The organism is Pseudoxanthomonas sp. X-1 (genome assembly GCF_020042665.1).
GTDB classification, from domain to species: domain Bacteria; phylum Pseudomonadota; class Gammaproteobacteria; order Xanthomonadales; family Xanthomonadaceae; genus Pseudoxanthomonas_A; species Pseudoxanthomonas_A spadix_A.
In genome coordinates this window covers 2,505,634-2,531,685 of sequence record NZ_CP083376.1, presented here as the reverse complement: position 1 = coordinate 2,531,685, position 26,052 = coordinate 2,505,634, and the positions used below count along the sequence as shown (strand labels likewise).

27 protein-coding genes are annotated in these 26,052 nt (G+C 70.3%); 9 read left to right on the top strand and 18 right to left on the bottom strand.

The window, feature by feature from the left end:
- Positions 1-23 precede the first annotated feature (23 nt).
- Positions 24-536 (top strand): hypothetical protein, encoded by a 513-nt coding sequence (locus LAJ50_RS11185; RefSeq protein ID WP_138653066.1) that lies wholly within the window; start codon positions 24-26, stop codon positions 534-536.
- Between the two features lie 377 nt (positions 537-913).
- On the opposite strand, the gene mtnC is transcribed toward LAJ50_RS11185, so the two are convergent.
- From mtnC to LAJ50_RS11160, 5 genes are all read right to left on the bottom strand, one after another.
- Positions 914-1,618 (bottom strand): acireductone synthase, encoded by a 705-nt coding sequence (gene mtnC / locus LAJ50_RS11180; RefSeq protein ID WP_130552507.1) that lies wholly within the window; start codon positions 1,616-1,618, stop codon positions 914-916.
- Positions 1,618-2,175 carry an acireductone dioxygenase gene (locus LAJ50_RS11175; RefSeq protein ID WP_138653064.1) on the bottom strand — a complete coding sequence of 186 codons (558 nt, stop codon included), beginning with the start codon at positions 2,173-2,175 and terminating at the stop codon, positions 1,618-1,620. The genes mtnC and LAJ50_RS11175 overlap by 1 nt, the downstream gene beginning before the upstream one ends.
- A 93-nt stretch (positions 2,176-2,268) precedes the next feature.
- Complete coding sequence (locus tag LAJ50_RS11170; protein WP_138653062.1) at positions 2,269-2,910, bottom strand: methylthioribulose 1-phosphate dehydratase; 642 nt, start codon at positions 2,908-2,910, stop codon at positions 2,269-2,271.
- 36 nt (positions 2,911-2,946) lie between these two features.
- The gene (locus tag LAJ50_RS11165) at positions 2,947-4,374 is read right to left on the bottom strand and encodes an amino acid permease (RefSeq protein ID WP_130552504.1); all 1,428 of its coding nucleotides are present in this window, start codon (positions 4,372-4,374) and stop codon (positions 2,947-2,949) included.
- Between the two features lie 87 nt (positions 4,375-4,461).
- Positions 4,462-5,979, bottom strand: a complete 1,518-nt coding sequence (locus LAJ50_RS11160; protein WP_130552503.1) for an amino acid permease — start codon at positions 5,977-5,979, stop codon at positions 4,462-4,464.
- A 163-nt stretch (positions 5,980-6,142) separates the two neighbouring features.
- Here LAJ50_RS11160 and LAJ50_RS11155 point away from each other — a divergent pair, with 163 nt between their 5' ends.
- A complete protein-coding gene (locus tag LAJ50_RS11155) occupies positions 6,143-6,694 on the top strand; it encodes an NUDIX hydrolase (RefSeq protein WP_130552502.1) in 552 nt (183 codons plus the stop codon).
- Between the two features lie 47 nt (positions 6,695-6,741).
- On the opposite strand, the gene serA is transcribed toward LAJ50_RS11155, so the two are convergent.
- On the bottom strand, positions 6,742-7,980 hold the full coding sequence (serA, locus tag LAJ50_RS11150; RefSeq protein WP_138653060.1) for a phosphoglycerate dehydrogenase: 1,239 nt from the start codon (positions 7,978-7,980) through the stop codon (positions 6,742-6,744).
- 144 nt (positions 7,981-8,124) lie between these two features.
- On the opposite strand from serA, the gene LAJ50_RS11145 reads away from it, so the two are divergent.
- The 3 genes from LAJ50_RS11145 to LAJ50_RS11135 all read left to right on the top strand — a co-directional run bounded on the left by LAJ50_RS11145 (position 8,125) and on the right by LAJ50_RS11135 (position 11,814).
- Positions 8,125-9,513, top strand: a complete 1,389-nt coding sequence (locus LAJ50_RS11145) for an FAD-binding oxidoreductase (protein WP_138653058.1) — start codon at positions 8,125-8,127, stop codon at positions 9,511-9,513.
- A 94-nt stretch (positions 9,514-9,607) separates the two neighbouring features.
- A complete protein-coding gene (locus LAJ50_RS11140) occupies positions 9,608-9,919 on the top strand; it encodes a DUF2388 domain-containing protein (protein ID WP_130552499.1) in 312 nt (103 codons plus the stop codon).
- Complete coding sequence (locus LAJ50_RS11135; RefSeq protein WP_224096303.1) at positions 9,916-11,814, top strand: DUF4105 domain-containing protein; 1,899 nt, start codon at positions 9,916-9,918, stop codon at positions 11,812-11,814. Before LAJ50_RS11140 ends, LAJ50_RS11135 begins: the two co-directional genes overlap by 4 nt.
- Here LAJ50_RS11135 and LAJ50_RS11130 read toward each other — a convergent pair.
- From LAJ50_RS11130 to LAJ50_RS11115, 4 genes are all read right to left on the bottom strand, one after another.
- On the bottom strand, positions 11,778-12,128 hold the full coding sequence (locus LAJ50_RS11130) for a hypothetical protein (RefSeq protein ID WP_138653056.1): 351 nt from the start codon (positions 12,126-12,128) through the stop codon (positions 11,778-11,780). The two genes, LAJ50_RS11135 and LAJ50_RS11130, sit on opposite strands and share 37 nt — an antisense overlap.
- A 2-nt stretch (positions 12,129-12,130) precedes the next feature.
- Positions 12,131-12,697 (bottom strand): elongation factor P-like protein YeiP, encoded by a 567-nt coding sequence (gene yeiP / locus LAJ50_RS11125; RefSeq protein WP_130552496.1) that lies wholly within the window; start codon positions 12,695-12,697, stop codon positions 12,131-12,133.
- A gap of 143 nt (positions 12,698-12,840) precedes the next feature.
- Positions 12,841-13,611, bottom strand: a complete 771-nt coding sequence (locus LAJ50_RS11120) for an SDR family NAD(P)-dependent oxidoreductase (RefSeq protein WP_138653054.1) — start codon at positions 13,609-13,611, stop codon at positions 12,841-12,843.
- 81 nt (positions 13,612-13,692) lie between these two features.
- Positions 13,693-14,181, bottom strand: a complete 489-nt coding sequence (locus LAJ50_RS11115) for a GNAT family N-acetyltransferase (RefSeq protein ID WP_138653052.1) — start codon at positions 14,179-14,181, stop codon at positions 13,693-13,695.
- Between the two features lie 140 nt (positions 14,182-14,321).
- Between LAJ50_RS11115 and LAJ50_RS11110 the strand changes: the two genes are divergently transcribed.
- Genes LAJ50_RS11110 through LAJ50_RS11100 form a run of 3 tightly spaced genes read left to right on the top strand, consistent with a single transcriptional unit; the run spans position 14,322 to position 16,680 of the window.
- The gene (locus LAJ50_RS11110) at positions 14,322-14,573 is read left to right on the top strand and encodes a FeoA family protein (RefSeq protein ID WP_130552493.1); all 252 of its coding nucleotides are present in this window, start codon (positions 14,322-14,324) and stop codon (positions 14,571-14,573) included.
- Positions 14,570-16,429, top strand: coding sequence for a ferrous iron transport protein B (feoB, locus tag LAJ50_RS11105; protein ID WP_138653050.1), 1,860 nt, complete (start codon positions 14,570-14,572; stop codon positions 16,427-16,429). The genes LAJ50_RS11110 and feoB overlap by 4 nt, the downstream gene beginning before the upstream one ends.
- A complete protein-coding gene (locus tag LAJ50_RS11100) occupies positions 16,429-16,680 on the top strand; it encodes a DUF6587 family protein (RefSeq protein ID WP_130552491.1) in 252 nt (83 codons plus the stop codon). The genes feoB and LAJ50_RS11100 overlap by 1 nt, the downstream gene beginning before the upstream one ends.
- 54 nt (positions 16,681-16,734) lie before the next feature.
- Here the strand turns inward: LAJ50_RS11100 and LAJ50_RS11095 are convergent, their stop codons facing one another.
- The 5 genes from LAJ50_RS11095 to LAJ50_RS11075 all read right to left on the bottom strand — a co-directional run bounded on the left by LAJ50_RS11095 (position 16,735) and on the right by LAJ50_RS11075 (position 20,695).
- Positions 16,735-17,118, bottom strand: coding sequence for a hypothetical protein (locus tag LAJ50_RS11095; protein ID WP_130552490.1), 384 nt, complete (start codon positions 17,116-17,118; stop codon positions 16,735-16,737).
- The gene (locus LAJ50_RS11090; RefSeq protein ID WP_138653048.1) at positions 17,115-17,621 is read right to left on the bottom strand and encodes a polymer-forming cytoskeletal protein; all 507 of its coding nucleotides are present in this window, start codon (positions 17,619-17,621) and stop codon (positions 17,115-17,117) included. The genes LAJ50_RS11095 and LAJ50_RS11090 overlap by 4 nt, the downstream gene beginning before the upstream one ends.
- Positions 17,622-18,453: 832 nt before the next feature.
- A complete protein-coding gene (locus tag LAJ50_RS11085; protein WP_130552488.1) occupies positions 18,454-18,828 on the bottom strand; it encodes a hypothetical protein in 375 nt (124 codons plus the stop codon).
- Positions 18,829-19,030: 202 nt separating this feature from the next.
- Positions 19,031-19,381: a hypothetical protein gene (locus LAJ50_RS11080; RefSeq protein WP_130552487.1), complete on the bottom strand. Its 351-nt coding sequence runs from the start codon at positions 19,379-19,381 to the stop codon at positions 19,031-19,033.
- Between the two features lie 138 nt (positions 19,382-19,519).
- A complete protein-coding gene (locus LAJ50_RS11075) occupies positions 19,520-20,695 on the bottom strand; it encodes a thiolase family protein (RefSeq protein ID WP_130552486.1) in 1,176 nt (391 codons plus the stop codon).
- 250 nt (positions 20,696-20,945) lie between these two features.
- Here LAJ50_RS11075 and LAJ50_RS11070 point away from each other — a divergent pair, with 250 nt between their 5' ends.
- Positions 20,946-23,702, top strand: a complete 2,757-nt coding sequence (locus tag LAJ50_RS11070) for an autotransporter serine protease (RefSeq protein WP_224096302.1) — start codon at positions 20,946-20,948, stop codon at positions 23,700-23,702.
- Between the two features lie 213 nt (positions 23,703-23,915).
- Here the strand turns inward: LAJ50_RS11070 and LAJ50_RS11065 are convergent, their stop codons facing one another.
- From LAJ50_RS11065 to LAJ50_RS11055, 3 genes are all read right to left on the bottom strand, one after another.
- Positions 23,916-25,016 carry a Glu/Leu/Phe/Val dehydrogenase dimerization domain-containing protein gene (locus LAJ50_RS11065; RefSeq protein WP_130552484.1) on the bottom strand — a complete coding sequence of 367 codons (1,101 nt, stop codon included), beginning with the start codon at positions 25,014-25,016 and terminating at the stop codon, positions 23,916-23,918.
- Between the two features lie 203 nt (positions 25,017-25,219).
- Complete coding sequence (locus tag LAJ50_RS11060; protein ID WP_224096301.1) at positions 25,220-25,429, bottom strand: hypothetical protein; 210 nt, start codon at positions 25,427-25,429, stop codon at positions 25,220-25,222.
- A gap of 119 nt (positions 25,430-25,548) precedes the next feature.
- A complete protein-coding gene (locus LAJ50_RS11055; RefSeq protein WP_138655495.1) occupies positions 25,549-26,040 on the bottom strand; it encodes a pyridoxamine 5'-phosphate oxidase family protein in 492 nt (163 codons plus the stop codon).
- Positions 26,041-26,052 lie beyond the last annotated feature (12 nt).

Sequence of the window (26,052 nt, the reverse complement as noted above, 5' to 3'; positions counted from 1 at the left end):
CTGTTTCGCTTCCGGTCCGCACGATGATCAGCCTGCACGATGCCTCGCCCCTGGTCCGCTGGATGGTGCTGGCGGTGTGGCTGCTGGCGGCGGCGCTGCTGGTCTGGTTCGGTCTGCGCTGGCGACGCGGGCGCCGCACCTGGGGCCTGCCGCTGATCGCCGCGCTGCTGGTGCTGGTCTCGTCGCTGGGCCTGGCACTGGCCACGCGGGTGGCGCAACAACGCGCCGCCCAGGCGCAGGCCGTGGCCCGACCGCTGTCGCCGCAGGAACAGGCGGTGTGGACCATCGTGCAGACGCGTTGCCAGGCCTGCCATTCCGACCACGCCACGGTCATGCCCTGGGCCGCCTACGGCCTGAGCCTGGACGACATGGGCGACGTCGAACGTGCCGCCGCCGCGATCCATCAGCAGGTGGTCCAGACCCAGGCCATGCCGATGGGCAACACCACGCAGATGACGCCGCAGGAGCGCGAGGTCATCGCGCGCTGGTACGCAGAACGCGCGACGTCCGCGCCCGGCACCAAAAAAGGCGACTAAGCCCCAGACACGTCAGTCCCGCGATCGCGAACCCGATGACGCTCGCACAAAGCGCCAGATGCGCTGGATTCCCGCATTCGGGGGAATGACGGTAGAGGGTTCCCCGCGGTCACCGCCGATCAGCGAGCTCAATTCAATCCCCGCAGCAAACCCACGGCTACGCTCCAATCCCGAATCCCGAATCCCGAATCCCGAATCCCCAAAACACCAAACGCCCCAAACGGGGCGTCCTGAGCGGTCGGCTGGCTGGCGAAAGCGGGCGGGCGGTGACCGGTGCGCGTCGTCGCTGGCGGAAGCGGGCTGACGGCGCGGGGGCAAGTCTAGCCAGCGCGCGAAGTCGCTGGCGAAATGCGAATCGTTCTTGAAAAGAGGGCCGCTCAGGCCGCCGGCTCGATCTGCGCGAACGAGGTCACCCGCGGATGCCCGTTGCAGGCGGCGGCATCGCGCGGGGTCGGGTAGTCCTCCAGCCGGTCCACCAGCACGGTCTGCAGGCCCGCCTCGCGCGCGGCGTCCAGTTCGGCCACCACGTCGGACAGGAACAGCACCTCGCGCGGCGCCACGCCGATGCGCTCGACGATGCGCGCATAGCTGTCGCGCTCGCGCTTGCCGCCGATCTCGGTGTCGAACCAGCCCGACACCAGGGGCGTCAGGTCGCCGGCATCGCTGTGGCCGAAGAACAGCTTCTGCGCCGGCACCGAGCCGGACGAGTACACGTACAGCGCCAGCCCCTCGCCATACCAGTCCTGCAGCGCCTGCGCCGCGTCCGGGTACATGTGCGCGGTGAAATCCGCCTCGCGGAAGCCCGCCTCCCAGACCAGTCCCTGCAGCGCCTTGAGCGCGGTGTGCTTGCGATCGGCGTCGATCCAGGCCTGCAGCACCGCCACGCGCGCGGCATCGTCCCGCGCCTGCGGCTCGTCCGCGCTGACCGCCTCCAGCCAGCGCCGCACCTCGGGATCGTCGCCATTGGCGGCGACGAAGCCCGGCAGCGCGCGGCGGGCGTACGGGAACAGCACGTCCTTGACGAAGGAGATGCTGCTGGTCGTGCCCTCGATATCGGTGAGGATGGCCTGCACGACGGGCATCAGGAGGCCTTCTCCGGGGTGTAGCGCGGGAAGCTGGCGGCGATGGTCTCGCCGGTGAAGTGGCCGACCCAGCCATCCGGCTCGGTGAAGAAGCGGATCGCCACGAAGCTGGGCGACTCGCCCATGTCGAACCAGTGCTTGGTCCCGTCCGGCACGGCGATCAGGTCGTCCTTGACGCACTCGATCTCGTAGACCTTGTCGTCCACATGCAGGGTGAACAATCCCGAGCCGGCGACGAAGAAGCGCACCTCGTCCTCCTTGTGGAAGTGCTCGTCCAGGAACTTGGTGCGCATCTCGGCGCGCGCCGGGTGATCGGGCGCGATGCTGACCACGTCCACCGACTTGAAGCCGCGCTCGGCGACCAGGCGGTCGATGTCGGCGCGATAGGCGTCCATCACCGCCTCGGGCGAGGCGCCGGGCTCGATCGGCTTGGAGGCCTGCCAGCGCTCGAACAGCACCCCGATCTTCTCAAGCTCGGTGGCGATGAAATCCGGGTCGTAGCTGGCGAACAGCGGCGTGGACGGATCGGCGTGGTCGAAGATGCGAAGACGGCTCATGGCGGGCTCCTGGCGTGGGGCGAAGGCCGGGCGGAAAAGGGTAGCAGCGGCGGCGCGGGGCGGTGTCGCCGCCATGCAACGCAGCAGTGCGATTCAACCGCGCGCGCCGAGCTTGCGCAGCTCCAGCTCGCAGTGGAACAGGAACTCGAAGGCCTCCAGGTGGCGGCGCGCCTCGGCCATGCTGCGGCCCCAGGCGTACAGGCCATGGCCGTCGATCAGGTAGCCCCACAGCGGACCCCGGTCCAGCAGCGCGTCCACCTGTGCGGCCAGCACGGTCATGTCCTGGGTGTTGGGCAGCACCGGCACCTCGATGGCCATCTCGTGGGTGCTGTTGCCGTGGAAGGCCTTGAGCAGCTCGTAACCTTCCAGGCGGACATGGCCGGCGCCGGCGTACAGGCGCGAGGCGATGGTCTGCACCAGCGAGTGGGTGTGCAGCACGCAGCCCACCTCCGGGAAGCGCCGGTAGAGCTGGGTATGCAGCAGGGTCTCGGCCGAGGGGCGCTTGTCGGTGGCTACCGGCTGGCCGTCGAAGTCCACCACCATGATGTGCTCGCGGCCCATGCGGCCCTTGTCCGCGCCGGAGACGGTGATCGCGGCATGGCGATCGTCCAGCCGCTCGGAGAAGTTGCTGCTGGTGGCCGGGGTCCAGCCCAGGCGCGCCAGCTCGGCCACGTGGGTGGTGATCTCGTCGGCCAGCACGGCCAGGCGTGCGGCATCGTAGGGAAGGCTGTTCATGCCAGCATTTTACCGCGCCGGCCTGACCGATCGACGTCAGCCCTGGCCGCGCAGCCGGCTGTGGCGGAAGCCGTAGGCGGCATAGATGACGAAGCCGATCACCGTCCAGATGACCATCAGCATCCAGTTGTGCGCCGTCATGGTCGACAGCAGCAGCAGGCAGCTGCCGATGCCGGCCAGGCAGATCAGCCAGGCGAAGGGGATGCGGAACGGGCGTGGCAGCTGGGGCTGGGTGCGGCGCAGGATCAGCACGCCGGCGCAGACCGAGGCGAAGGCGATCAGGGTGCCCATCGAGGTCAGTTCGCCCAGCACGTCCAGCGGGAACACCGCCGCCAGCACCGCGATGCCGATGCCGGTGATCACCGTATTGATGTGCGGAGTGCGGTACTTGGGATGGATGCGGGTGAACACCGTCGGCAGCAGGCCGTCGCGGGCCATGATCATGAAGATGCGCGGCTGGCCGATGATCATCACCAGCACCACCGAGGACAGGCCGATCAGCGCGCCGATCTCCACCACCAGGCGCAGCCAGCCCAGCTCGGGATGCGCGGCCACGGCGGTGACCACCGGCTCGTCGGTGCCGAGCATGGAATAGGGCACCAGGCCGGTCATGACCGCGGCCATGGCGATGTAGAGCACGGTGCAGATCACCAGCGAGGCGAGCATGCCCACCGGCAGGTCGCGCTGCGGCTTGGTCGATTCCTGCGCGGCCACCGACACCGCCTCGAAGCCGATGTAGGCGAAGAACACGATCGCCGCCCCGCGCACCACGCCGTCCCAGCCGAACTTGCCCGGGCCCTGCGCCTCGGGGATGAAGGGATGCCAGTTGGCCGGATCGACGTACTTCCAGCCGGCGAAGATGACCAGCAGGATCAGACAGGTCTTCAGCACCACCATGGCCATGTTCATGGCCGAGGACTTGCGGATGCCGACATAACAAAGCCAGGTCAGCAGCAGCACGATCGCCGCGGCCGGCAGGTTGGCGATGGCGCCGGTGGGCTGCAGCTTGCCGTCCAGCGGTGCGCTGACCAGCGCCGCCGGCAGATGGATGCCGAACTGGTCGAGCAGGCTGAGGAAGTAGCCGGTCCAGCTCACCGCCACCGCCGAGGCCGACACGCCGTACTCCAGCACCAGCATCCAGCCGATGAACCACGCCGCCGCCTCGCCCAGCGTGGCGTAGGTGTAGGTATAGGCCGAGCCGGACACCGGGACCATCGCGGCGAACTCGGCGTAGGCCAGCGCGCAGAAGGTGCAGCACAGCGCGGCCAGCACGAAGGACAGCATGATCGCCGGCCCCGCGTGCTGCGCGGCGGCCTGGCCGGTGATGACGAAGATGCCGCCGCCGATCACCGCGCCGATGCCCAGCGCGGTCAGGCCCCACGGCCCCAGCGTGCGATGCAGCTGCAGGTCCTGCGCATCCTGGGTGAGCTGGCCGGGATGTTTGATGCGGAACAGCTGCTTCATGAAGGGATCCGGTGCGGTGGTGGAAGAAACAACGGCCGTCTAGCGGCCGTTGTCGGAGTGCGTCGTCTGAAGCGGCGCGGGCTGGCGTCAGTGCTGCTCGTTGCCCGGCGCCAGGTGGCTGCGCTTGCGGCTGTAGAGCGCGTAGATGATCAGGCCCAGCACCGCCCAGGCGGCGAACACGCCCTTGGCGACCATGCTCAGGTTGACGAACAGCAGCAGACAGCCGGCCACCGCCAGCGGGCACACGATCCAGGCGAACGGCGTGCGGAACGGGCGCGGGCGGTTCGGCTGCTGCTTGCGCAGCACCAGCACGCCGATGGAGACCATCGCGAAGGCCAGCAGGGTGCCGGAGTTGGAGGTGTCGGCCAGCTTGCCGACCGGGAACAGCGCACCGCAGAAGGCCACGACCAGGCCGGTCGCCAGGGTGATCACGTGCGGGGTGTGGAAGCGCGGGTGCACCCGCGAGAGGCGCTCGGGCAGCAGGCCATCGCGCGACATGGTGAAGAAGATGCGGGTCTGGCCGAACATCATCATCAGGATCACCGAGGGCAGGGCCAGGATGGCGGCCACGCCGATCCAGTTGCCCAGGTTCGGCCAGCCGATCAGGCGCAGCACGTGGGCCAGCGGCTCATGGCTGCAGACCAGTGCCTCGGAGCCCACGCAGGCCGCGGCGAAGGCCTGGCTGCCCGGCTCCAGCGGAACGCCGTCGGGGCCCATGATCGGCTGCGCGCCGACCGCGCCGACCGCCGCGTAGCCCACCAGCAGATAGAAGACGGTGCACACCGCCAGCGAGGCGATCAGGCCGATGGGGATGTTGCGGTTGGGGTTCTTGGTTTCCTCCGCCGCGGTGGAGATCGCGTCGAAGCCCACGTAGGCGAAGAAGATCGAGGCCGCCGCGCCGAGCACGCCGATGCCGCCCAGCGGGCTGCCCCAGCCACCGGGCAGGAACGGGGTGAAGTTGGCGGTGTTGGAGGTCGCCACCGGCAGCGCCATGACGATGAACAGGGTCAGGGCGATGATCTTGATCGCCACCAGCACCGCATTGACCTTGGCGCTCTTGGAGGTGCCGATCACCAGCAGCCAGGTCACCACCAGGGCGATGCCGAAGGCCAGGACATTGAAGGTGCCGCCGGCGAACAGCCCGGTCTGCAGCGCCGGGGGCAGCGCCAGCGCGCCGGGCTGCACCAGGCCGAACAGCGTGGTGTTGGCAAGCAGGCCATTCATGTAGCCCGACCAGCCCACGGTCACCACCGCCGCGCCGATGCCGTATTCCAGGCCCAGCGCCCAGCCCACGATCCAGGCGATCAGCTCGCCCAGCACGCCGTAGGTGTAGGTGTAGGCCGAGCCGGAGACCGGCACCATCGAGGCCAGTTCCGAATAGGCCAGCGCGGCCAGGCCGCAGACCACCGCGGCGATCACGAAGGCGATCATCATGCCGGGGCCGGCCTTCTGGCCGGCCTCGGCGGTCAGCACGAAGATGCCGGTGCCGATCACCGCGCCGATGCCCAGCATGGTCAGCTGGAAGGCGCCGAGCTGGCGCGTGAGCGCCTTCTTCTCGGCGGTCTCAAGAATCTTGTCAAGCGGCTTGACGCGCCAGAACAGCATCGCGGAATTCCCCAGGGTCGTTAAAGGCGAAAGGGATCCGCTTGCCCCCTTGGCGCGCGGATGGGATCGCCGAACCTTACCCGTCATACTGTCGGTTGCACAAGTTACCTTGCGCCCTTGCCGGACCCCGTGGTGCGCCGGCCCGGGCGCCGACCGAGGTCCCATGTCCGACGCTTCCCGCGCCGCGTTGACGGCGCAACTGACGGCCTACCAGGCACGCTGGCCGGCTGAACATGACGGCGTCGCCGCGTTCGTGGCGCTGCTGTCGCAACCCGACGCCTTCGTGCGCGCGCGGCTGGAGGGGCATTTCACCGCCTCGGCCTGGCTGGTCAGCGGCGACGGCGCGCGCGCCGCGCTGATGCACCACGCCAAGCTGCGGCGCTGGCTGCAGCCCGGTGGCCATGCCGACGGCGACGAGGCGCTGGCGGCGGTCGCCCTGAAGGAGGCGCAGGAGGAGACCGGCCTGACCGGCCTGGCCGTGGACGAGGCGGCGATCTTCGACCTGGACCGCCACTGGATTCCCGAGCGCGGGGAGGTGCCGGGGCACTGGCATTTCGACGTGCGCTACGTGGTGCGCGCCCTGGGCAGCGAAGCCCTGGTCGGCAACGAGGAATCCCTGGCCCTGGCCTGGCGGCCGATCGCGGAGGTCGCGAACGATCCCGACCCCTCGCTCAGCCGCATGGCCCGCAAGTGGCTGGCCTCAGCCGCCGCCTGACCGCGCTTTGTTTTTTGAGGGAGCCGCCATGGCGGCTCCCACAAGAATCAGTACAGCACTCGCACCCGCAGCGTGCCCTCGATCGCGGCCATCGCGTCCTTGAGCACCGCCGCCTGTTCCTCGGAGGCGGTGACATCGATCACCACATAGCCGACCTGCGGGTCGGTGCGCAGGAACTGGCCGTCGATGTTGACGCCCTGGTTGCGGAACACGTCGTTGATCTGCGACAGCACGCCCGGCACGTTGCGATGGATGTGCAGGATGCGGCGGCTGCCTTCGTGGCCGGGCAGGGTGACCTCGGGGAAGTTCACCGCCGACAGGGTGCTGCCGTTGTCGCTGTAGCGCACCAGCTTGGCGGCGACCTCGATGCCGATGTTGTCCTGCGCCTCCAGGGTGCTGCCGCCCACGTGCGGGGTCAGGATCACCTGGTCCAGGCCCGCCAGCGGCGAGACGAAGGCATCGCCATTGCCCTTGGGCTCGACCGGGAACACGTCCACCGCCGCGCCGCCGACCTGGCCGGCGCGCAGCGCCTCGGCCAGCGCGTCGATGTCCACCACCGTGCCGCGCGAGGCGTTGATCAGGTGCGCGCCGCGCTTCATGGCGGCGATCTGCGCCGGGCCGAACATGTCCTTGGTCGCCGGCGTTTCCGGCACGTGCAGGGTCACCACGTCCGCGCGTTCCAGCAGGTCCTCCAGGCTCAGCGCCGGGGCGGCGTTGCCCAGCGAGAGCTTGGTCTCGATGTCGTGGAAGATGACCTTCATGCCCATCGCCTCGGCCAGCACGCCGACCTGGGTGCCGATATGGCCGTAGCCGATGATGCCCAGCGTCTTGCCGCGCACCTCGTGGCTGCCGGCGGCCGACTTGGACCAGCCGCCGCGATGGCATTCGGCCGACTTCTGCGGGATGCCGCGCATCAGCATGATCGCCTGGGCGATCACCAGCTCGGCCACGCTGCGGGTGTTGGAATAGGGTGCGTTGAAGACCGGGATGCCGGCCAGCTCGGCCGCTTCCACGTCGACCTGGTTGGTGCCGATGCAGAAGCAGCCCACCGCGATCAGGCGCCGCGCGTGGGCGAGCACCTCGGCGGTCAGCTGGGTGCGCGAGCGGATGCCGATGATGTGGGCCTCGGCGATGCGGGCCTTCAGCTCGTCCTCGGGCAGCGACTTGGAATGGAGCTCGATCTGGCTGTAGCCGGCCGCCTGGAAGGTCTCCACCGCGGTCTGGCTGACGCCCTCCAGCAACAGCACGCGGATGTCTTCCTTCGGGAACGAGGTCTTCTTAGACATGGGGGCAGCAAAGGGGGAGCGCGAAGCGGGGCGCCACTATGCCAGATTGCGCCCGGGCCACGCCGTCGCGCCATCTGGACGTGGCGTTGCAGGGCTGGCACGCTGGCGCACCCTTGAAAACAAGCCGTTTCGCGCGCAACCGTCATGACCGATTCCCTGCTTGATTCGCTGCGCGCGGCGGTGCCCGACCTGCGCCTGAAGACCGACGCCGGCGACCTGGAACACTACGGCCGCGACTGGACCCGGCGCTGGACGCCAAACCCCCTGGCCATCGCCCTGCCGGGCAGCATCGAGGAAGTGCAGGCGGTGATGCGCTGGGCTTCGCAGCGCCAGGTCAAGGTGGTGCCCTCGGGCGGCCGCACCGGCCTGTCCGGCGGCGCGGTGGCGGCCGATGGCGAGCTGGTCCTGAGCCTGGAGCGCATGAACAAGGCGCTGGCCTTCGACCGTGTCGACCGCACCCTGACCGTGCAGGCCGGCATGCCGCTGGAGGCCGTGCACAACGCCGCGCGCGAGCACGGCCTGGAGTATCCGGTGGACTTCGCCGCACGCGGTTCGTGCTCGATCGGCGGCAACATCGCCACCAACGCCGGCGGCATCCGCGTGATCCGCTACGGCAACACGCGCGAATGGATCGCCGGGCTGAAGGTGGTCGCCGCCGACGGCGAACTGCTCGATCTCAACCGCGCGCTGGTCAAGAACTCCTCCGGCTACGACCTGCGCCAGCTGATGATCGGCTCGGAGGGCACGCTGGGCATCGTGGTCGAGGCGACGCTGCGCCTGACCGATCCGCCGCCGCCGACCAATGTGATGCTGCTGGCGCTGACCAGCTTCGAGGGGCTGATGGAGGTGTTCGCCGCGTTCCGCGAGCGGCTGCGGCTGGAGGCCTTCGAGTTCTTCACCGACATCGCGCTCAGGCATGTGCTGGCGCATGGCGCGGTCAAGCCGTTCGACGAGGTCTATCCGTACTACGTGGTGACCGAGTTCGCCGTGGGCGACGAGGGCAGCGAGGCGGCGGCGATGGCGGCCTTCGAGGCCTGCATGGAATCCGGCTGGGTCGCCGATGGCGTCATCAGCCAGTCCGACGCGCAGGCCCAGCAGCTGTGGCGCCTGCGCGAGGGGATCACCGAGTCGCTGGCGCCGTATGTGCCGTACAAGAACGACGTGTCGGTGCGGATCTCGCAGATGCCGGCCTTCCTGGAGCAGACCCAGGCGCTGCTGGGCCAGGCCTATCCGCATTTCGAGGTGGTGTGGTTCGGCCATATCGGCGACGGCAACCTGCACATCAACGTGCTCAAGCCCGAGCCGATGGCGCAGGCCGACTTCGTGCGCGACTGCGAGCAGGTGACCAAGCTGCTGGCGCAGGCCCTGAAGGCGCATGGCGGCAGCATCTCGGCCGAGCACGGCATCGGTCTGGTCAAGAAGCCCTATCTGGACAGCACGCGCGGACCGGCCGAGATCGCGCTGATGCGCGGCATCCGCAGGGCGCTCGACCCGCAGGGCCTGCTGAACCCGGGCAAGCTGTTCGACGCCTAGCGCCTTGGGGGCGGTGGTGCGCCCCGCCGCGGCTGCGGTAGCCTTGCGCGTCGCGGGCGTCATCGGCGCCCCGTTCAATGCGTGGAGTGGATCGATGCGTCAGTGGATCGTAGTGGGCCTGCTGCTGGGAATGGCCGCGCCGGCCTGGGCGATGAGTTCGGCGGCCGGCGCCGCCGGCGGCACCTCGAGCGCGGGCAGCGCCGGCTCTTCGGCGTCCTCGGACAGTTCCTCGGACAACGACAAGCTGGTGCTCGATGCGCGGGTGGACGCGGCCAGCTTCGTGGCCAGCGACGGCGCGATCCGCGGCGCTCGCCTGGAGGCGGCCCTGCGCAGCCTGCGCGAACGCGATGCCGCCGCGCGCCAGGCCTCCGACCTGCAGCTGGCGCAGGCGATCCTGGCCCTGTGAACCCGCCTGGCCGGCCGCCGCGCTCGCGGTGGCTGGGCGCTCGGCTGCTGGCGATCTGTCTGCTCGGATGCGGCCTGCCGCAGATCGCGCAGGCCGCACTGCATCTGCAGCTGGACACTCCTACGCTGGATGCTCATGAGCGGGCGGCATCACAGGCCCTGTTCGGGGATGTGCAGGCACGCCTGCCGGCCGCGTGGCGCGCGGCGCTGGGCGAGGTGCCTGTGCGATGGCGCGACGACCTGCCCGCGGCCGTGCATGGGCGCGCCACCGGCGCCGGCCAGGTACTGCTGCCGCGCAGCCTGCTGCGCGGCTGGATGCAGGCCGGCGACGAGGCCGCGCGGGCACCGGCGCGCGCCGCCCTGGTCCACGAACTGGCGCACCTGCTGGATCGCAGCGCGGCCGGCGGCTTCTCGCGCGACCCGCGCCTGCTCGATCTGGCCGGCTGGCAGATCGGCAGCTGGCCGCGCCTGAAGCTGCGCCTGCGCCGCAACGCGTTCAGCGACCGCACGCCCGACGCGTACGAGCTGTTCTCGCCGCAGGAATACGTGGCGGTCAATCTGGAGCATCGGGTCCTCGATGCCGACTACGCCTGTCGCCGCCCGCTGCTGGATGCGTACTTTGCCCGGCGCCTGGGCCAGACGCCGCAGGCCGGCCGCGACTGCGCACCGGGCGTCGCGTTCTTCGAGGACCGGCCGGCATCGCCGCTGCTGGCGCTGCACCCCGAACGCGTCTATGCCGTCGACTACCTGCTGGCCGACGGCAACGACGCGCCGATGAGTCGCTGGGGCCACAGCATGCTGCGCCTGGTGATCTGCGCGCCGGGCCGCCCGCGCGGGCCGGACTGCCGGCTGGACCTGCAGTACCAGCGCGTGCTCTCGTTCCGCGCCTTCATCGATGACGTGCAGATCTCGAGCTGGGGCGGCCTGACCGGGCGCTATCCCTCGCGCCTGTACCTGCTGCCGATGCTGCAGGTGATCGACGACTACACCCAGGGCCAGCTGCGCGGCCTGCGCTCGCTGCCGCTGACGCTGACGCGCGCGCAGATCGCCACGCTGCTGCAGCGCGCCGCGCAGGTGCACTGGAGCTACGACGGCGGCTACCGCTTCGCCTCCAACAACTGCGCGTTCGAGACCTACAAGCTGCTGCGCGACGGTGTGCCCGCGCTGGATGCGGGCGGGCGGCTGTCCGGCATCACGCCCAACGGCCTGTTGCGCCGCCTGGAGCGGGCGCGCGTCGTCGATGGCCAGGCCCTCGCTGACCTGGAGCAGGCCGGCCGCGCGGGCTATTACTTCGCACCGGCCAGCGCGCAATACCAGGTGATGCTGGACATTGCCCGGGCGCGCCTGGGATTGCCCGCGCAGTCGGTCGAGGACTGGCTGTCGCAGCCGCCGCAGCGGCGCGCGCCGTGGATCGAACGCGCGGACCTGCGCGCCAGCGCCGCACTGCTGGTGCTGGAGCAGGCCGCGCGCCGCCGCCAGGACCTGCTGGCGCGCGATGCGCTCAAGCGTCGCTTCCTGCACGGGCGCGGCGGTGCCGACCTGGACGCCGGTCGCACGCGCCTGCGCGACCTCCTGGAGCACGAGGGGCTGTTCGCCCAGCCCGCGCTGCTGCTGCAGGGCCAGCCCGGCTACGGCCTGCCGCAGCAGGCCGAGCGCGACTTCGTGCAGTCGAAAGCAAGCGCGCTGCTGGGCGCGCAGCACGCCGCGCGCGACACGCTGGAACACGACGCGCGCCCGCTGTTGCCACAGGACCTGCGCGAGCAGATCGACGGCACCGAGGCCAATCTGGCCGCACTGGGCGAGCGCCTGCGCAGGCTCGGCCGTGAGGCGGGCGTTCCCGCGCTTGCGCCGTCGCCCGATCAGGGCGAGGGCAGGAATCCGGCTTCGCGGCCGTAGTCTTCCAGCCACCCGCGCACGTGCGCATCGTTCGCGTAGCGCTTGCGCAACCGGGCGAAGCGCGCTTCGTTGCCGGGGCAGCTGTCGCGCAGCGCGCGTTCCAGCGCCGCGCGTCGTTGCGCGTCGTAGGGTTCTTCGCCGCCGAAGTACAGGCAGGCGGACTGGCGCTCCACGAGCGTGCGCACCTCCTTGGGCAGGCGGCAGTACGTCGCCTCCAGTTCGGCCGAAAGCGGCGTCGCGTCCGGCAAGGCGCAGGGCGATGGAGTCGCGCCTGCGCCGCCGGCCAATGCCCACACGAGCATCGGCGCGAGCACGCTCAGTCCGCGCGACCGCCGAATTCGCCGGTGGTGGTGTTGATCAGGATGCGCTCGCCGGTGGTGATGTACTCGGGCACCATGATCTCGATGCCGGTGGACAGCTTGGCCGGCTTGGGGCGCTTGGTCGCGGTGCCGCCCTTGAGCTCGGGCGGGGTCTCGACGACCTCCAGCGTGACGTGCTGCGGCAGCTGCAGGGCCACCGGCTGCTCGTCGATCACCTGCACGTAGCAGCCGGTCAGGCCGTCGGTGATGTAGCCGGCGTCGTCGCCCAGCACGTCCGCGTCCAGGGTGTAGGGGGTGTAGTCCTCGTCGTCGAGGAACACGAACGCCTCGCCGTCCTTGTAGGAGAAGGTGGCCTGGCGGCGCAGCAGTTCGACCTCGGTCAGGCTGTCGTCGGCATCGAAGCTGGCGTCGAGCTTGTTGCCGCCCGGCACGCTGTACATGATGAAACGGAAACGCACGTTGCCGCCGCGGCCCTGCGGCGAGGAGCGCTCGATGTCGCGGATTTGATAGACGCCGTTGTTGTATTCGACGACGTTGCCCTTCTTGATGTCACCAGCTTTCATGGATCAATGACCGGGTTGTGTGGAAAGAAATGGTTGAGCGAGGCGCGAGCGGAAAGGAGCGAGGAACAAGTGGACAAGGCGGGAGCACGACAGCTGCGTTGCCGCGGCGGCGACGCTTTCCCCGTCCCTCTCCCCTCGTTCTGCTACTTCGGTGCCAGGCGCGTGGCGCCATCCAGCCGGATGGTCTCGCCGTTGAGATAGCGCGCCTGCAGGATGTAGGCGACGGTGTCGGCGTATTCGGATGGCTGGCCCAGGCGCGAAGGGAAGGGGATCGACGCGGCCAGCGACTGCTGCACCGCCTCGGGCATGCCGTCGACCATCGGCGTCCAGAACACGCCCGGCGCGATGGTCACCACGCGCACGCCGAAGCGCGCCAGTTCGCGCGCCATCGGCAGGGTCATGCCGACCACGCCGCCCTTGGACGCGGCGTAGGCCGCCTGGCCGATCTGGCCTTCGTAGGCGGCCACGCTGGCGGTATTGACGATCACCCCGCGCTCGCCGTCTTCGCCGGGGGCGTTGTCCTGCATCGCCTCGGCCGCCGCCTTGGCCACGTTGAAGCTGCCCACCAGGTTGACCAGCACCGTGTTGCGGAAGGTGGCCAGCGCCATCGGCCCGTCCTTGCCCAGCACACGGCCGGCGCCGAGGATGCCGGCGCAGTTGACCGCCACGTTCAGCCCGCCCAGGAAGGCGCGCGCCTCGGCGATGCCGGCCGACACCACGCCCTCGTCGGTGACGTCGGTGCGCAGATAGCGCGCGTTGGCGCGGCCCAGCGCCTGCACGGCCGCCTCGCCCTTCTCGTCGTTGACGTCCAGCAGGACCACCTTGCCGCCGGCGGCGACCAGGCGCTGGGCGGTGGCCAGGCCAAGGCCGGACACGCCGCCGGTGATCACGGCGCGGGATTCGGACAACTGCATGCAAGGCTCCTGCGGGACGCGTAAAGGCGACAAGTCTAATGGCATGCGGCGGCGCGCCCTTGCGCGCCGCCGCAGCGGCTTTCAAAGCGCAAGCGCGTACCAGCGGTCGCAGCCGCCGTGGCCGGTGGCGCCCAGCGGGGCGGGCAGCGGCGTGAAGCCGCTCTTCTCGTACAGGCGCATGGCCGCCTCCATGCTGCGCAGGGTCTCGATGTAGCACTGGCTGAAGCCGAAGCCGCGCGCGGCCTCCAGGCACTGGCGCATCATCGCCGTCCCGGCGCCCAGCCCGCGCGCCTGCGGCAGGAAGTACATCTTGCGCAGCTCGCAGGTCCCGGCCGGCCCGCCCTCCAGGGGCGCCACGCCACCGCCGCCCAGTACCCGGCCGTCCACCTCGACCACGAAGTAGGCGCTGCGCGGCTGCGCATAGGCGCGGCTGAGCCAGTCCACCTCCGGATCGTTGATCGCAAACCCCGGCCCGCAGGCCCCGAAGTCCGGCATGACGGCGCGGATGATCGCCGCCATCGCCGCGTCATCGCTGGGCTGGATGGGCCGGATCAGGAACGGTGCGGACATCGGCGGTGAACGCGCTGGCTGAGGGGTGCGCATCGTACGCCGGGCTGGCCCGCAGCGTCCTGTCCGGTGACCCGACAGACAGCTTCCCGCCGTGGCCGCAGTGGTACTATTGAGAACCGTTTTCATTTGAGCCCGCTCGCGTGATGTTGTCCGATCTGCCCCAGCGCACCCAGGCCATCGTCGATTCGGTCGAAGACCACGGCCCCAACGACACCATCGCCCGGCGCCTGCGCGAGCTGGGCTTCGTCGCCGGCGAGCAGGTGGAGATCGTCGCGCAGGGGCCCATCGGCGCCGACCCGCTGTTGGTGCAGGTGGGCTTCACCCGCTTCGCCCTGCGCCGGACCGAGGCCGCGCGCGTGCGCCTGCGCATCGGCCACGGGGCGGGGGCATGAGCGCCATCGCCGCGCCGCAGCGCCTGGCGCTGATCGGCAATCCCAACTGCGGCAAGACCGCGCTGTTCAACCTGCTGACCGGCAGCCGGCAGAAGGTGGCCAACTACGCCGGCGTCACCGTCGAGCGCAAGGAAGGCCGGTTCACCGGCGCCAACGGCAGGACCTACGCGTTGCTGGACCTGCCCGGCGCGTACAGCCTCAACGCCGCCAGTCTGGATGAGGCCATCACCCGCGACCTGTGCCGCGGCTTCCTGCCCGGCGAACCGCGCCCGGACGCGCTGGTGTGCGTGGTCGATGCGACCAACCTGCGCCTCAACCTGCGCTTCGTGCTGGAGGTCCTGCGCCTGGGCCTGCCGGTGATCCTGGCGATCAACATGGCCGACGCCGCGCGCCGGCGCGGCATCCGCATCGACCTGGACGTGCTGCAGCGCGAGCTGGGCATCCCGGTGGTGGAGACCGTGGCGGTCAAGTCCAACGGCGCCCAGGCGCTGCTGGAGCGGATCGATCAGGTGGCGGCGCAGCCGCAGCTGCCCAGCCATGTCCTGCCCGAGGACGCCGACCTGCATGCCGAGACGCGCCGCCTGCTGTCGCTGGCGGTCAGCATGCCCACCCGCACCGCGCGCGTGGACGACACGCTGGACCGCTGGCTGCTGCATCCGGTGTTCGGGTTGCTGGCGCTGGCGGTGGTGATGTTCCTGATCTTCCAGGCGGTCTACGCCTGGGCCGCGCCGCTGATGGACGCCATCGACGCGGGCACCGCCTGGCTGGGCGAGTGGGTCGGCGGTGCGCTGCCGGAGGGCCCGCTCAACAGCCTGCTCACCGACGGCATCATCGCCGGCCTGGGCGGGGTGATCGTGTTCCTGCCGCAGATCCTGATCCTGTTCGCCTTCATCCTGGCGCTGGAGGAGTCAGGCTACCTGCCGCGGGCGGCCTTCCTGCTGGACCGGCTGATGTCCAAGGCCGGCCTGTCCGGGCGCTCGTTCATTCCGCTGCTGTCCTCCTTCGCCTGCGCCATCCCCGGGATCATGGCGACGCGCTCGATCCAGGATCCGCGCGACCGCCTGGCCACCATCCTGGTGGCGCCGCTGATGACCTGCTCGGCGCGTCTGCCGGTGTATGCGCTGCTGATCGGCGCCTTCATCCCGCAGCGGCAGGTGGGGGGCGTGTTCAACCTGCAGGGGCTGGTGCTGTTCGGGCTGTACGTGGCGGCCATCGTCAGCGCGCTGGTGGTGGCCTGGGTGATGAAGCGCTGGCGCCGCGACAAGAGCGAGCACCCGCTGCTGCTGGAACTGCCGTCCTACCGCATCCCGCACCTGCGCGACCTGGCCCTGGGCCTGTACGAGCGCGCGATGATCTTCCTCAAGCGCGTGGGCGGCATCATCCTGGCGCTGACGGTGCTGCTGTGGTTCCTGCTGTCCTTCCCCGGCGCGCCGGCCGATGCGACGCTGCCGGCGATCGACTACAGCTTCGCCGGGCGCATCGGCCACGCGCTGAGCTACGTGTTCGCGCCGCTGGGCTTCAACTGGCAGATCTGCATCGCGCTGATCCCGGGCCTGGCCGCGCGCGAGGTCGCCGTGTCCTCGCTGGCCACCGTGTACGCGCTGTCGGCCGGCGACGATGATGCCAAGGCGCAGGCGCTGGCGCCGCTGATCCAGGACGGCTGGTCGCTGGCCACCGCGCTGTCGCTGCTGGTCTGGTACATCTACGCGCCGATGTGCCTGTCCACGCTGGCGACCATCAAGCGCGAGACCAATTCCTGGAAGCGCATGGCGATCTCGGCCGGCTACCTGTTCGCGCTGGCCTACCTCGCCTCGCTGCTGACCTACCAGGTCGCGGTCCTGCTGGGGGCGGGCTGATGGCGCTGGCGCTCCAGTACCTGGTGATCGCGGTGGCCGTGCTGGTCAGCGCCTGGGTCGTGGCGCACAAGCAGTTCCCCAACGCCACCCGCCGCGCGCGCACCGCGCTGGCCCTGCCGCTGCTGCGGGCCGGGCGTCCGCCGTGGCTGCAGCGCCTCGGCAGGGCGCTGGCGCCGCCGGCCAGGGCGGTCGATGCCGCCTGCGGCGGCTGCAGCAGCTGCGGGCCGCAGAAGCCGGCGGTGCGCAAGTAAAGCCGCGCGGCGCGCTCGATGTGCGCGCCGCTTTCGCCGCCATCCGCGGGGACGTCAGGACAGGCGACGCTTGCCGCGCGGCGCCATGCCGCCGCTGTGCGGGAACATCTCCACCGCCAGCGAGAACGTGCGCTGCTCACCTGGCCTCAAGGCGCCGACGCCGACCACGTGGCGGTCGATCTCGCGTCCCTGTTCGTCGCTGATCACCATCACCGCGGTGTACTCATAGGCGGTGGCGGCCTCGGCCGGGTGGTTGACCGTGCCCTGGACCTTCAGCGGCACCACGCGCTGGGTCTCGTGCCGGGCGACGGTGGCCGCGTCGTCGAAGCGCAGATGGTGCTTGCACGACGGGCAGACCGCGGCGGTCTCCAGGATCATCGCCTTGCAGTGCGGGCAGGCGCGGGTCGCGCCTGCCGTGCCGGGACGCGGGGTGCTCACGCCGCGTCGTGCTGCTTCTCGCTGCCGTCCCAGCCGAAGTCGGCCTGGCCGCGCATGCGGGCGCCGGCGGCGACGGTCATCGTGCCGCACTTGACGTCGCCGGTCAGGGCGCCGGAAGCCAGCAGTTCGACGTGCTTGGCCGCGTCGATGTTGCCCTCCAGCTCGCCGGCGATGGTGATCTTGCTGGCCTTGACCCCGCCGGACAGCTTGGCGCCGTGCTCGATGGTCAGGTCGCCCTGGACATTGACGTCGCCCTTGAAGCGGCCGGCGATCCGCACGTGGCCGCTGCCCTCGATCTTGCCCTCGATGGTCAGGTCCGAGGCGATCAGCGACTCCTTGCGCTCGCGGCCGCCCGCGCTGGCGGCGGGTGTCGAGGCCGGGACGGGGGCGCTGGCGACCGGCGCGGGCGCGATGGGCTCGGCGACCGGCGGCGGGGACGGCTCGATGACCGGGGCGGGCGGGGCATCCTTCTTGCTGGACAGCGGATCTTTCCACATGGACATGTCGCAAGGTCTCCTGTCGGGGGAAACGCGACTATCGCGGCTTGCGCCGCACAGGCGCTGTGACTGGTCTCACCAATCCGCCCGTCGGGCGGCCGTGCCGGAGCGTTGCACGTCCTGGGTGTCTGGGCAAATGGAAGGGCGGCAGCAGGTTCGCGAGTGAAGCACCCGCCGTGCGGAAACCGTGGGTGAGGTCTCTCAGGGCGACGCAACCCACCGGGACGTCGCGGAGAAGAGGCTGTTCTCTCGATTGGAGGATTGCGACGGTCGCGTGTGCGGCTTCGGTTGGGCGGCGATCCGGCGGGCGGTGGCCGCTTATCCCTCGATCAGGGCTTCCTGCCCTGCCTTAAGGCGCTCGGCGTCCTGACTCGCTAGGCGCGGCCACCGCCCGCCGGACCGCTGCCTCGCGCGTCAAGTCACGAGGTTTCGGCTTGGGGGCGCTCGAGCCTCCTTACGCAAATGCGATCAGTGGGGGGAGGGTATCGACTTGAGGCCCCCTCCCTTGCGCGCGGCGCAGGGGAGGGACGGGGAGGGGCTTTCCCGGAAGCTTCAGAAGAAGGAGCGACAGCACCCACCCCCTCAGGTCGCTAGTTCGCGACTTCGAGCTCGCCTTCGCCTGCGGCGGAAGAGAGGGGCAGAGCGCTGCTCGATGCATTGGAGTTGGAAGAAGTCGTGGTCTATTCGCCAGGGCCCCGATCCGGGTGGGAGCGCGGACGCAGGTCCGGGGATGGCCCCGTCGAAGCGGCGTTCACCGGCTCGGCACTGCCGCGAGGCACCAAAAGAAAGAGGCCCGCTCGCGCGGGCCTCTTCGCGTACTGCGGCGTGCGCAGATGGCTTACTTCTTGGAAGCCTCGCGCGCGTCCTGGGAGACCTCGGCCGCCTTGTCCGCGGTGGCGTTGGCGCCTTCGGACACCGCGGCGGCGGCATCGGCCGTGGCGGCCTGCGTCGCGTTCTCGGCCTTCTCCGCGGCGTTGCTGGCGGCGGCAGCGGCGTTGTCGGCCGCGGCGGCAGCCTTGTCGGCGGCGGCGTCGGTGGCGGCGGCCGCCTTGTCAGCCGCGTTGTCGGCGGCGGCAGCGGCCTTGTCGGCGGCGGCGGAGGCATCGGCCGCGGCGCTGTCGGCGGTCGCGGCGGCGCGGTCCTGGGTCTGCTGCGAGCAGGCGCCCAGCGCCAGCACGGAAGCGATCAGCACGATGTTGAACTTGTTGGTCATGGCGTTCCCCTCAACGGTGATGGGTGGATGGAATGACGCGAACGCTGCGGGTGTCACCACGCCAGGCAGTCACGACGCGGCGAGCCTACGAAGGCGCATGTCAACGCCGCGTGCGGTCGATCCTTACAAAAAAGACCGCCGGTTGCCCGGCGGTCTTTCCGAATCCGAATGCCGATGGCGTGCGCCAACGGCAAAGCGCGGATTACTTCTTCTCGGCGTCCTGACCGGCGGACTTCGCAGCGTCAGCGGCGTCCTGCGCGGTGTCCTTGGCAGCCTCGGCGGCGTCGGCAGCAGCGTCGGCAGCCTTGTCCGTGGTCGCGGCGCCAGCGTTGGCGGCAGCGTCAGCGGCGGTGTTGGCGGCGGTCGCGGCGGTGTCGGCAGCAGCCTGGGCAGCGTCGGCGGTCGGGGTCGAAGCGGCGGTATCGGCGGCAGCCTGGGCCTCGGTCGCAGCCTGCTGCGCGTCGGTGGCGGCGTCGGAAGCCTGCTCCGGCTTCGAGCAAGCAGCCAGGGCCAGGCCCATTGCCAGCGCGATCAGCGTCTTGTTGATGCTCATTGGTAAATCCTCGTCGATTAGTTTGGCAACGCGCAGTTGCGCGCCGGGCGACATCATGACAATCCGTTTTCCACTGTCAAGCATTCGCGGGCGTATGGCTCAGATTCGTCAACTTGGCGTTAAAACCGGAAAACGTCTTCAGAGCAGTTCGACCGCGATGGCGGTGGCTTCGCCGCCGCCGATACAAAGCGAGGCGACGCCACGGCGCTTACCCTGCACGCGCAGGGCGTTGAGCAGCGTGACGACGAGGCGAGCGCCCGAGGCGCCGATCGGATGGCCCAGCGCGCAGGCGCCGCCATGCACGTTGAGCCTGTCGTGGGCGATGCCCAGCTCCTTCATCGGCACCATCGCCACCACGGCGAAGGCTTCGTTGATCTCGAACAGATCCACGTCCTCCACCGACCAGCCGGCCTTCTCCAGGACCTTCCGGATCGCGCCGACCGGCGCGGTGGTGAACCACTCCGGCTGCTGCGAGAAGGTGGCGTGGGCGACGATGCGGGCCAGCGGCTGCAGGCCGCGGTTGGCGGCTTCCTCGGCGCTCAGGACCACGGTGGCGGCGGCGCCATCGGAGATGCTCGACGAACTGGCCGCGGTGACCGTGCCATCCTTCTTGAAGGCCGGCTTGAGCGCGGGAATCTTGCCGATGTCCGACTTGCCCGGCTGCTCGTCGGTGGTCACCGTGACCTCGCCTTTGCGGGTGGCGACCTTGAACGGCACGATCTCGCCCTCGAACGCGCCGGAGGCCTGCGCGGCCTGGGCGCGCTTGACCGACTCGATCGCGAAGGCGTCCTGCGCCTCACGGCTGAAGCCGTACTTCTCCACCGTGGCCTCGGCGAACACGCCCATCGCCTGGCCATCGTAAGGATTGGTCAGGCCGTCCCAGGCCATGTGGTCGATCGCCTTGAAGTCGCCGAAGCGGTTGCCGGTGCGCGAGTTGGGAATCATGTGCGGCGCGTTGCTCATCGACTCCATGCCGCCGGCGACCACCACGCGCGCCGAGCCGGCCTTGATGAGGTCGTGGGCGAGCATGATCGCCTTCATGCCCGAGCCGCACACCTTGTTGATGGTGGTCGCGCCGGTGGACTGCGGGATGCCGGCGGCCAGCGCCGCCTGGCGCGCCGGCGCCTGGCCCAGGTTGGCCGGCAGCACGCAGCCCATGATGACTTCGTCCACGTCCTGCGCGGGCACGCCGGCCTGTTCCAGCGCCGCGGCGATGACGCTGGCGCCCAGCTGCGGCGTGGGCGTGCCGTTGAACTGGCCGAGGAAGGAACCGATGGCGGTGCGCTTGGCGGCGGCGATGACGATGTCGCTCATGGAGAGCCTGTCCTGACGAGACGAAAGAGTGCCCCATTATCCCGCCGCCGCCGGAACCGCCACAACTCGACCATCGGCCGCTTGCCGCCGGGCGAGCCGGCCCGTGCCCGGAACCGCGCGCTGAAGCCACCGGGACGCCCGCGGTTGCGCTAGATTGCGACCGACAGGCGCAGGGGTGCGCCATCCGGGGAGCGGGGACATGCAGGGATATCGGGCGATGCCGGGCAGGCCGTCGGGCCGGATGCTGGTGATGAACGTGTTGGCGTGCGCGGTCATGACCGCCTGCGGAGGCAAGGGCGGCGGCAACGTCAAATCGACGCCGCCCCCGGTCACCCCGCCGCCCACCACGACCACCCCGGTGGTGAGCACGCCTGATCCGGCCTTCTCCCAGCATCTGAGCCTGACCCACGCCGATGCCGCGCACGCCGCCGGCTTCACCGGCGCCGGGGTGGTGATCGGCATCGTGGACACCGGCGTCAACCGCAGCCACCCGGCGCTGTCGCCACGGGTCACCGCCAACCTGACCTATGTCAGCGCCTCGTCCAACGACCTGAGCAAGGACGACGTGGTCGGCCACGGCACGGCGGTGGCGCAGATCGCCGCCGGCAGACCGTTCGGCGCCTGGCCGGGCGGCATCGCGCCGGGGGCGAGCATCGTCTCGGCGCGCATCATCTCGGACAAGGAGCCGACCGACGACGGGTCGGGCAACGGCAATTCCACCAGCGGCGCGCTCGGCCTGGCGCAGGTCCACCAGGACCTGATCGCGCGCGGGGTCAAGGTGATGAACAACTCCTGGGGGGGCGTCTACTGGACCGACCCGAACGCCACCGCACCCATCGCCGCCGAGTACCGGCCCTTCGTCCTGCAGAACGGCGGCATCGTGGTGTTCGCCACCGGCAACGATGGCAAGGCGCAGCCGACCGACACCGCGGCCATGCCCAGCAAGGCCGGTCCGAACAACACGCTGCCCGCGGCCGACCTGGAGGCGGGCTGGCTGGCGGTGGCGGCACTGGACACCGACAGCCCGACCCAGCTGGCCTCCTACTCCAACGCCTGCGGGGTGGCGATGCGCTACTGCCTGGTCGCACCGGGCAAGGTGGTCACCACCGGCACCAACGACAGCCCGACCGCGCCGAGCTACTGGAACTGGACCGGCACCTCGCTGTCCACGCCGCAGGTCGCCGGCGCGGCGGCGCTGGTGTGGCAGGCCTTCCCGTACTTCTCCAACGACCTGGTCCGGCAGACGCTGCTGGGCACGGCTACCGACCTGGGCGCGACCGGCGTCGACCCGGTGTTCGGCTATGGCCTGCTGGACGTGGGCAAGGCGGTCAACGGGCCGGCGAAGCTGGACTGGGGCGATGTGACGGCGTCCTTCGATGGCACCTCGACCTGGTCCAACGCGATCAGCGGCAACGGCGGCATCACCAAGGCCGGCGGCGGCACGCTCAACCTGAGCGGGCAGAACAGCTATCTGGGCGCGACCCGGGTCAACCAGGGCACGCTGCTGTCCAGCGGCGGGATCCCCGGCAGCGCCAGCGTGGCCGCGGGCGCGCGCCTGGGCACCGGCGGCGGGGTGGGTGGCGCGCTGCGCAACGATGGCACGCTCGCCTTCACCGGCGCGGCGGGCGCGCGGCTGATCGAAGGCGATTTCACCCAGTCCGCCGGCGCCACGCTCGAGTTCCAGATCGGCACCACGCTGCGGGTCGATGGCACGGCCAACCTCGGCGGCATGGTCAAGGTGACGGGCATGGCCAGCGGCTACGTGCGCAGCGCGCGCGAGACGGTGGTCGATGCGCGCGCGATCAACGGGACCTTCTCCGGGCTGACCTCGGTCTCGAACGTGTTCCTGACGGCGTCGCTGGGCTTCAGCGACACCCAGGCGTGGCTGGACATCACCCGGCTGGACATCACCGCCACCGCCAGCGCGATGGGCATGAGCGCCGCGTCGGTCGGCTCGGCCCAGCGGGTGGATGCGGCGCTGACCCAGCTCGACGCGCAGCCGCAGGCCCAGGGCGGGGCGATGGCGTCGCTGGCCGGGGATTTCCTGCGCATCTCATCGGGTGCGGCGGCCGCGCGTTCGCTCGAGAGCCTGTCCGGGCGGGCGCATGCGGCGGCCGACGGCGTCACGCTGGATCTGCTCGACCTGCGGCGGCGCGCGCTGGCCGCGCACGTGGCCGAAGGCGGCGCGGCGGCGGACGGCTGGTACCAGGCGTTCGACGGTCGCCAGGCCTCCGGCCTGGGCGCGACCGCCGGATTGAATCTGTCGGGCTGGATCGCCGGCCAGGACGTGACCCTGGCGCCGGGCTGGACCTCGGGCCTGGCCGTGGGCCAGATGGACACCAGCAGCGTGCGCGACGCGCTCGGCGATGCCGGCCAGGACCGCCAGACCCATCTGCAGGCCTACCTGTCCCATCGCGGACAGGCCGGCTACGCGCTGGCGCAGTTCGGCGTGGGCCAGTTCCGCCGCGACCTGCGCCGCGCGGTCTATCTGGGCGACGCGGCCTACGGCGTGGACGCGCGCTACGACGGTGCGATGCGCTTCGCCGGCGTGGAGGCCGGCGTGCCGCTGCGCACCGGCCTGGGGACGTGGACGCCGTACCTGGGCGCGGACTACGCCAGCCTGTCGCGCGATGCCTTCAGCGAGCAGGGCGCGGCCGGCTTCGGCCTGGCCGCGGCGGCCAGCCACGCCAGCCGCACCCAGGCCATCGCCGGCCTGCGCTTCGACCGGGCGCTGCCGCTGGCGGGGATGGACCTGTCGTTCTCGGGCCACCTGGAATGGCAGTCGGTGCTCTCGGCCAGCGGCTTCTCGCGCCAGGCGCGCTTCGTCGGCATCGATGCATGGGGCGCGATCCCGGGCGGGGATGCGGCGGCTTCGGGCGGGTGGGCCGGCTTCTCGCTGGAGGCCGCGCTGCGCGCCAACCAGCGCCTGTCCTTCGGCCTGGACCAGCGCTTCGGCGCGCGCGGGAGCGAGGCGGTGGGTTCGATGCGCTACAGCGTCGGTTTCTAGGCCTCGCCGATCAGTCTCTCCCGTAGCCGATGACTGGTCGCTACTGTCGTTCCCGCGAACGCGGGAACCCGGCGGTTTTCCTGGAGGAAGCCCAAAGGCGCTGGATGGTCAGACATGCAGCGGGAACGACGGGCCATTGGTCCATTCAAGCGTCGCGCAAAAACGAAACGGGCGCCTTCAGGCGCCCGTTCTCATTCCGCCCAAGTGCGCGGCTCAGTGATCGCCGCGCAGCTGGCCCATGTAGCGTGGCGCGGTGCGGCCCAGCGGCAGCTTGAGCTTGCCGATCGAGGCGATGCGCGCCTCGGCGATGCGGTCGGCGGCGTACTGCGGCGCGATCCGTTCCTTCTCGGCCAGGTCGAAGACGCGCCCGACGTTGTGGTAGATGTTGCGCATCAGGCGCATGGCGCGCTCGCGGTTGTAGCCATCGATCTCCAGCGAAACGTTCATCACCCCGCCGGCGTTGACCGCATAGTCGGGGGCGTACAGGATCCCGCGGCGCATGGCCTCCTCGCCGACCACGTGCGACATCTGGTTGTTGGCCGTGCCGCAGATGATCTTCGCGCGCAGGCGCGGCAGGGTCTCCTGGTTGATCGACCCCTCCAGCGCGCACGGCGAGAACACGTCGGCGGGAATGTCGTAGATCTCGTTGGGCGCCACGGCCTCGGCGCCGTATTCCTCCACCGCACGCTCGACCAGCGCCGGGTTGAGGTCGGTGACGAACAGCTTGGCGCCGCGCTCCTTGAGCAGCTTCACGAACTCCATGCCGATATGCCCCAGGCCTTGCACGGCATAGCTGTACTTGCCGATCTCCTCGTTGCCGAAGCGGCGGTTGAGCGCGGCCATCAACCCCTGCAGCGCGCCGTACGCGGTGAACGGCGCCGGGTCGCCCGAACCGCGGTGCACCTGGTGCACGCCCACCACGTACTCGGTCTCGCGGTAGACATGCTCCATGTCGTTGACGTCGGTGCCCACGTCCTCGGCGGTGATGTAGCGGCCGCCCAGCGAATCGACATAGCGGCCGAACATCCGGAACAGCGCCTCGGTCTTGTCCTGGCTCGGGTCGCCGATGATCACCGCCTTGCCGCCGCCGACGTTCAGGCCGGCCAGGGCGTTCTTGTAGGTCATCGTCCGGCTCAGGCGCAGCGCGTCGGTGAGCGCGGTCTCGGTGTCGGGGTAGGGGCGCATGCGCACGCCACCCAGCGCCGGACCCAGCACCGTGCTGTGGATCGCGATGATCGCCTTCAGCCCGACATCGGGGTTGTGGCAGAACACGACCTGTTCGTGGCCGGAGGTGTCGAGGGTTTCGAAAATCATGGGGAAGGGCTCCAATCCGCGCAGGTCAGACCTCGACCGATCCTTGCGAAACGTATCCTAGACATTTGATTTGTAAGCAAAAAAAGACGCCGCCCTGAGGCGGGCGGCGATGTTGCATTGCCACAGTTTACCCAGTCGCGCGCGATACGCGCATGCGCGGCGGCTGGCGCCCCTGGCTGCGCGTTGCGACAGGGCGGGCGTGGCTAGCGCGGCGCGGCCGCCGGCTGCGGGGCGCTGGCGGCGCGTGCGACCTGGGCCGGCGGGGCCTTGGCGGCCTTGGGCGCGGCGCGTGGCGCGTCCGGGTCCAGGGTGCGGGTGATGGTGTGCTCCTCGCCATTGCTGATGGCGCGCGAGAGCGGGATGCCAATGGCGAGCAGGACGACGGCGGCGAGCAGAGCGATCACGGCTTTCATGCGGATCTCCGGGGCGGGCGGCTGGCGAAGCAGGACCGTCGTGGTCCTGCTTCGCCCGACTATCCGCCCGGCCCGCGGAGCGGTCACGACGCGACGCACCATCCGGCGCGTCCGTGTCGTCAGGCCAGATTGACCTTGGCGACCTTGTCGGCGTAATCGCGCTTGGGGTCGCGCCCCAGCAGCAGCTTCAGCCCGGCCAGCAGGCTGGAGCCGTTCTTCCAGATCTCGGCCTGGTCCGGATCCAGCCGCAGCAGCGCCAGCTTGGGATCGTCCTTGCCGCCTTCGTACCAGGCGGCGATGAAGGGATTCCACAGGCGTTCGACCACGGCCCGGTCGGTGTCCAGCGCCAGCGTGCCGCGCACGCTGGCGAACAGGTCGTGATCCTTGGCGGCGAAGGCGGCGATCGCGCGATGGCCCGCGCCCACCTGCTGCACCATCGCATTGTCGGTGGAGGTGAAGAACCAGACCGGGCCGCCTTCGTCGCCCTCGATCATCGCGGTCATCGGCCGGGTGTGGCCGTCCTCGATGCCTTCCAGGCCCAGCATCACGGTGCGGTCGGACTTGAGGGCTTTCCAGAAGGCGGCTTCGAGTTCTTGCGGTGAGGTGGACATGGCGGTCTCCGG

What these genes read in the sequence shown, in the direction of transcription:
- serA (WP_138653060.1), bottom strand. Translation starts at nt 7,980, where the DNA reads ATGTCTAAGAAGACCTCGTTCCCGAAGGAAGACATCCGCGTGCTGTTG.
- LAJ50_RS11090 (WP_138653048.1), bottom strand. Translation starts at nt 17,621, where the DNA reads ATGTCCATGTGGAAAGATCCGCTGTCCAGCAAGAAGGATGCCCCGCCC.
- feoB (WP_138653050.1), top strand. Translation starts at nt 14,570, where the DNA reads ATGAGCGCCATCGCCGCGCCGCAGCGCCTGGCGCTGATCGGCAATCCC.
- LAJ50_RS11075 (WP_130552486.1), bottom strand. Translation starts at nt 20,695, where the DNA reads ATGAGCGACATCGTCATCGCCGCCGCCAAGCGCACCGCCATCGGTTCC.
- LAJ50_RS11070 (WP_224096302.1), top strand. Translation starts at nt 20,946, where the DNA reads ATGAACGTGTTGGCGTGCGCGGTCATGACCGCCTGCGGAGGCAAGGGC.
- LAJ50_RS11100 (WP_130552491.1), top strand. Translation starts at nt 16,429, where the DNA reads ATGGCGCTGGCGCTCCAGTACCTGGTGATCGCGGTGGCCGTGCTGGTC.
- LAJ50_RS11060 (WP_224096301.1), bottom strand. Translation starts at nt 25,429, where the DNA reads ATGAAAGCCGTGATCGCTCTGCTCGCCGCCGTCGTCCTGCTCGCCATT.
- LAJ50_RS11055 (WP_138655495.1), bottom strand. Translation starts at nt 26,040, where the DNA reads ATGTCCACCTCACCGCAAGAACTCGAAGCCGCCTTCTGGAAAGCCCTC.
- yeiP (WP_130552496.1), bottom strand. Translation starts at nt 12,697, where the DNA reads ATGAAAGCTGGTGACATCAAGAAGGGCAACGTCGTCGAATACAACAAC.
- LAJ50_RS11170 (WP_138653062.1), bottom strand. Translation starts at nt 2,910, where the DNA reads ATGAACAGCCTTCCCTACGATGCCGCACGCCTGGCCGTGCTGGCCGAC.
- LAJ50_RS11175 (WP_138653064.1), bottom strand. Translation starts at nt 2,175, where the DNA reads ATGAGCCGTCTTCGCATCTTCGACCACGCCGATCCGTCCACGCCGCTG.
- LAJ50_RS11155 (WP_130552502.1), top strand. Translation starts at nt 6,143, where the DNA reads ATGTCCGACGCTTCCCGCGCCGCGTTGACGGCGCAACTGACGGCCTAC.
- LAJ50_RS11140 (WP_130552499.1), top strand. Translation starts at nt 9,608, where the DNA reads ATGCGTCAGTGGATCGTAGTGGGCCTGCTGCTGGGAATGGCCGCGCCG.
- LAJ50_RS11115 (WP_138653052.1), bottom strand. Translation starts at nt 14,181, where the DNA reads ATGTCCGCACCGTTCCTGATCCGGCCCATCCAGCCCAGCGATGACGCG.
- LAJ50_RS11065 (WP_130552484.1), bottom strand. Translation starts at nt 25,016, where the DNA reads ATGATTTTCGAAACCCTCGACACCTCCGGCCACGAACAGGTCGTGTTC.
- LAJ50_RS11120 (WP_138653054.1), bottom strand. Translation starts at nt 13,611, where the DNA reads ATGCAGTTGTCCGAATCCCGCGCCGTGATCACCGGCGGCGTGTCCGGC.
- LAJ50_RS11080 (WP_130552487.1), bottom strand. Translation starts at nt 19,381, where the DNA reads ATGAGCATCAACAAGACGCTGATCGCGCTGGCAATGGGCCTGGCCCTG.
- LAJ50_RS11145 (WP_138653058.1), top strand. Translation starts at nt 8,125, where the DNA reads ATGACCGATTCCCTGCTTGATTCGCTGCGCGCGGCGGTGCCCGACCTG.
- LAJ50_RS11085 (WP_130552488.1), bottom strand. Translation starts at nt 18,828, where the DNA reads ATGACCAACAAGTTCAACATCGTGCTGATCGCTTCCGTGCTGGCGCTG.
- LAJ50_RS11185 (WP_138653066.1), top strand. Translation starts at nt 24, where the DNA reads ATGATCAGCCTGCACGATGCCTCGCCCCTGGTCCGCTGGATGGTGCTG.
- LAJ50_RS11165 (WP_130552504.1), bottom strand. Translation starts at nt 4,374, where the DNA reads ATGAAGCAGCTGTTCCGCATCAAACATCCCGGCCAGCTCACCCAGGAT.
- mtnC (WP_130552507.1), bottom strand. Translation starts at nt 1,618, where the DNA reads ATGCCCGTCGTGCAGGCCATCCTCACCGATATCGAGGGCACGACCAGC.
- LAJ50_RS11160 (WP_130552503.1), bottom strand. Translation starts at nt 5,979, where the DNA reads ATGCTGTTCTGGCGCGTCAAGCCGCTTGACAAGATTCTTGAGACCGCC.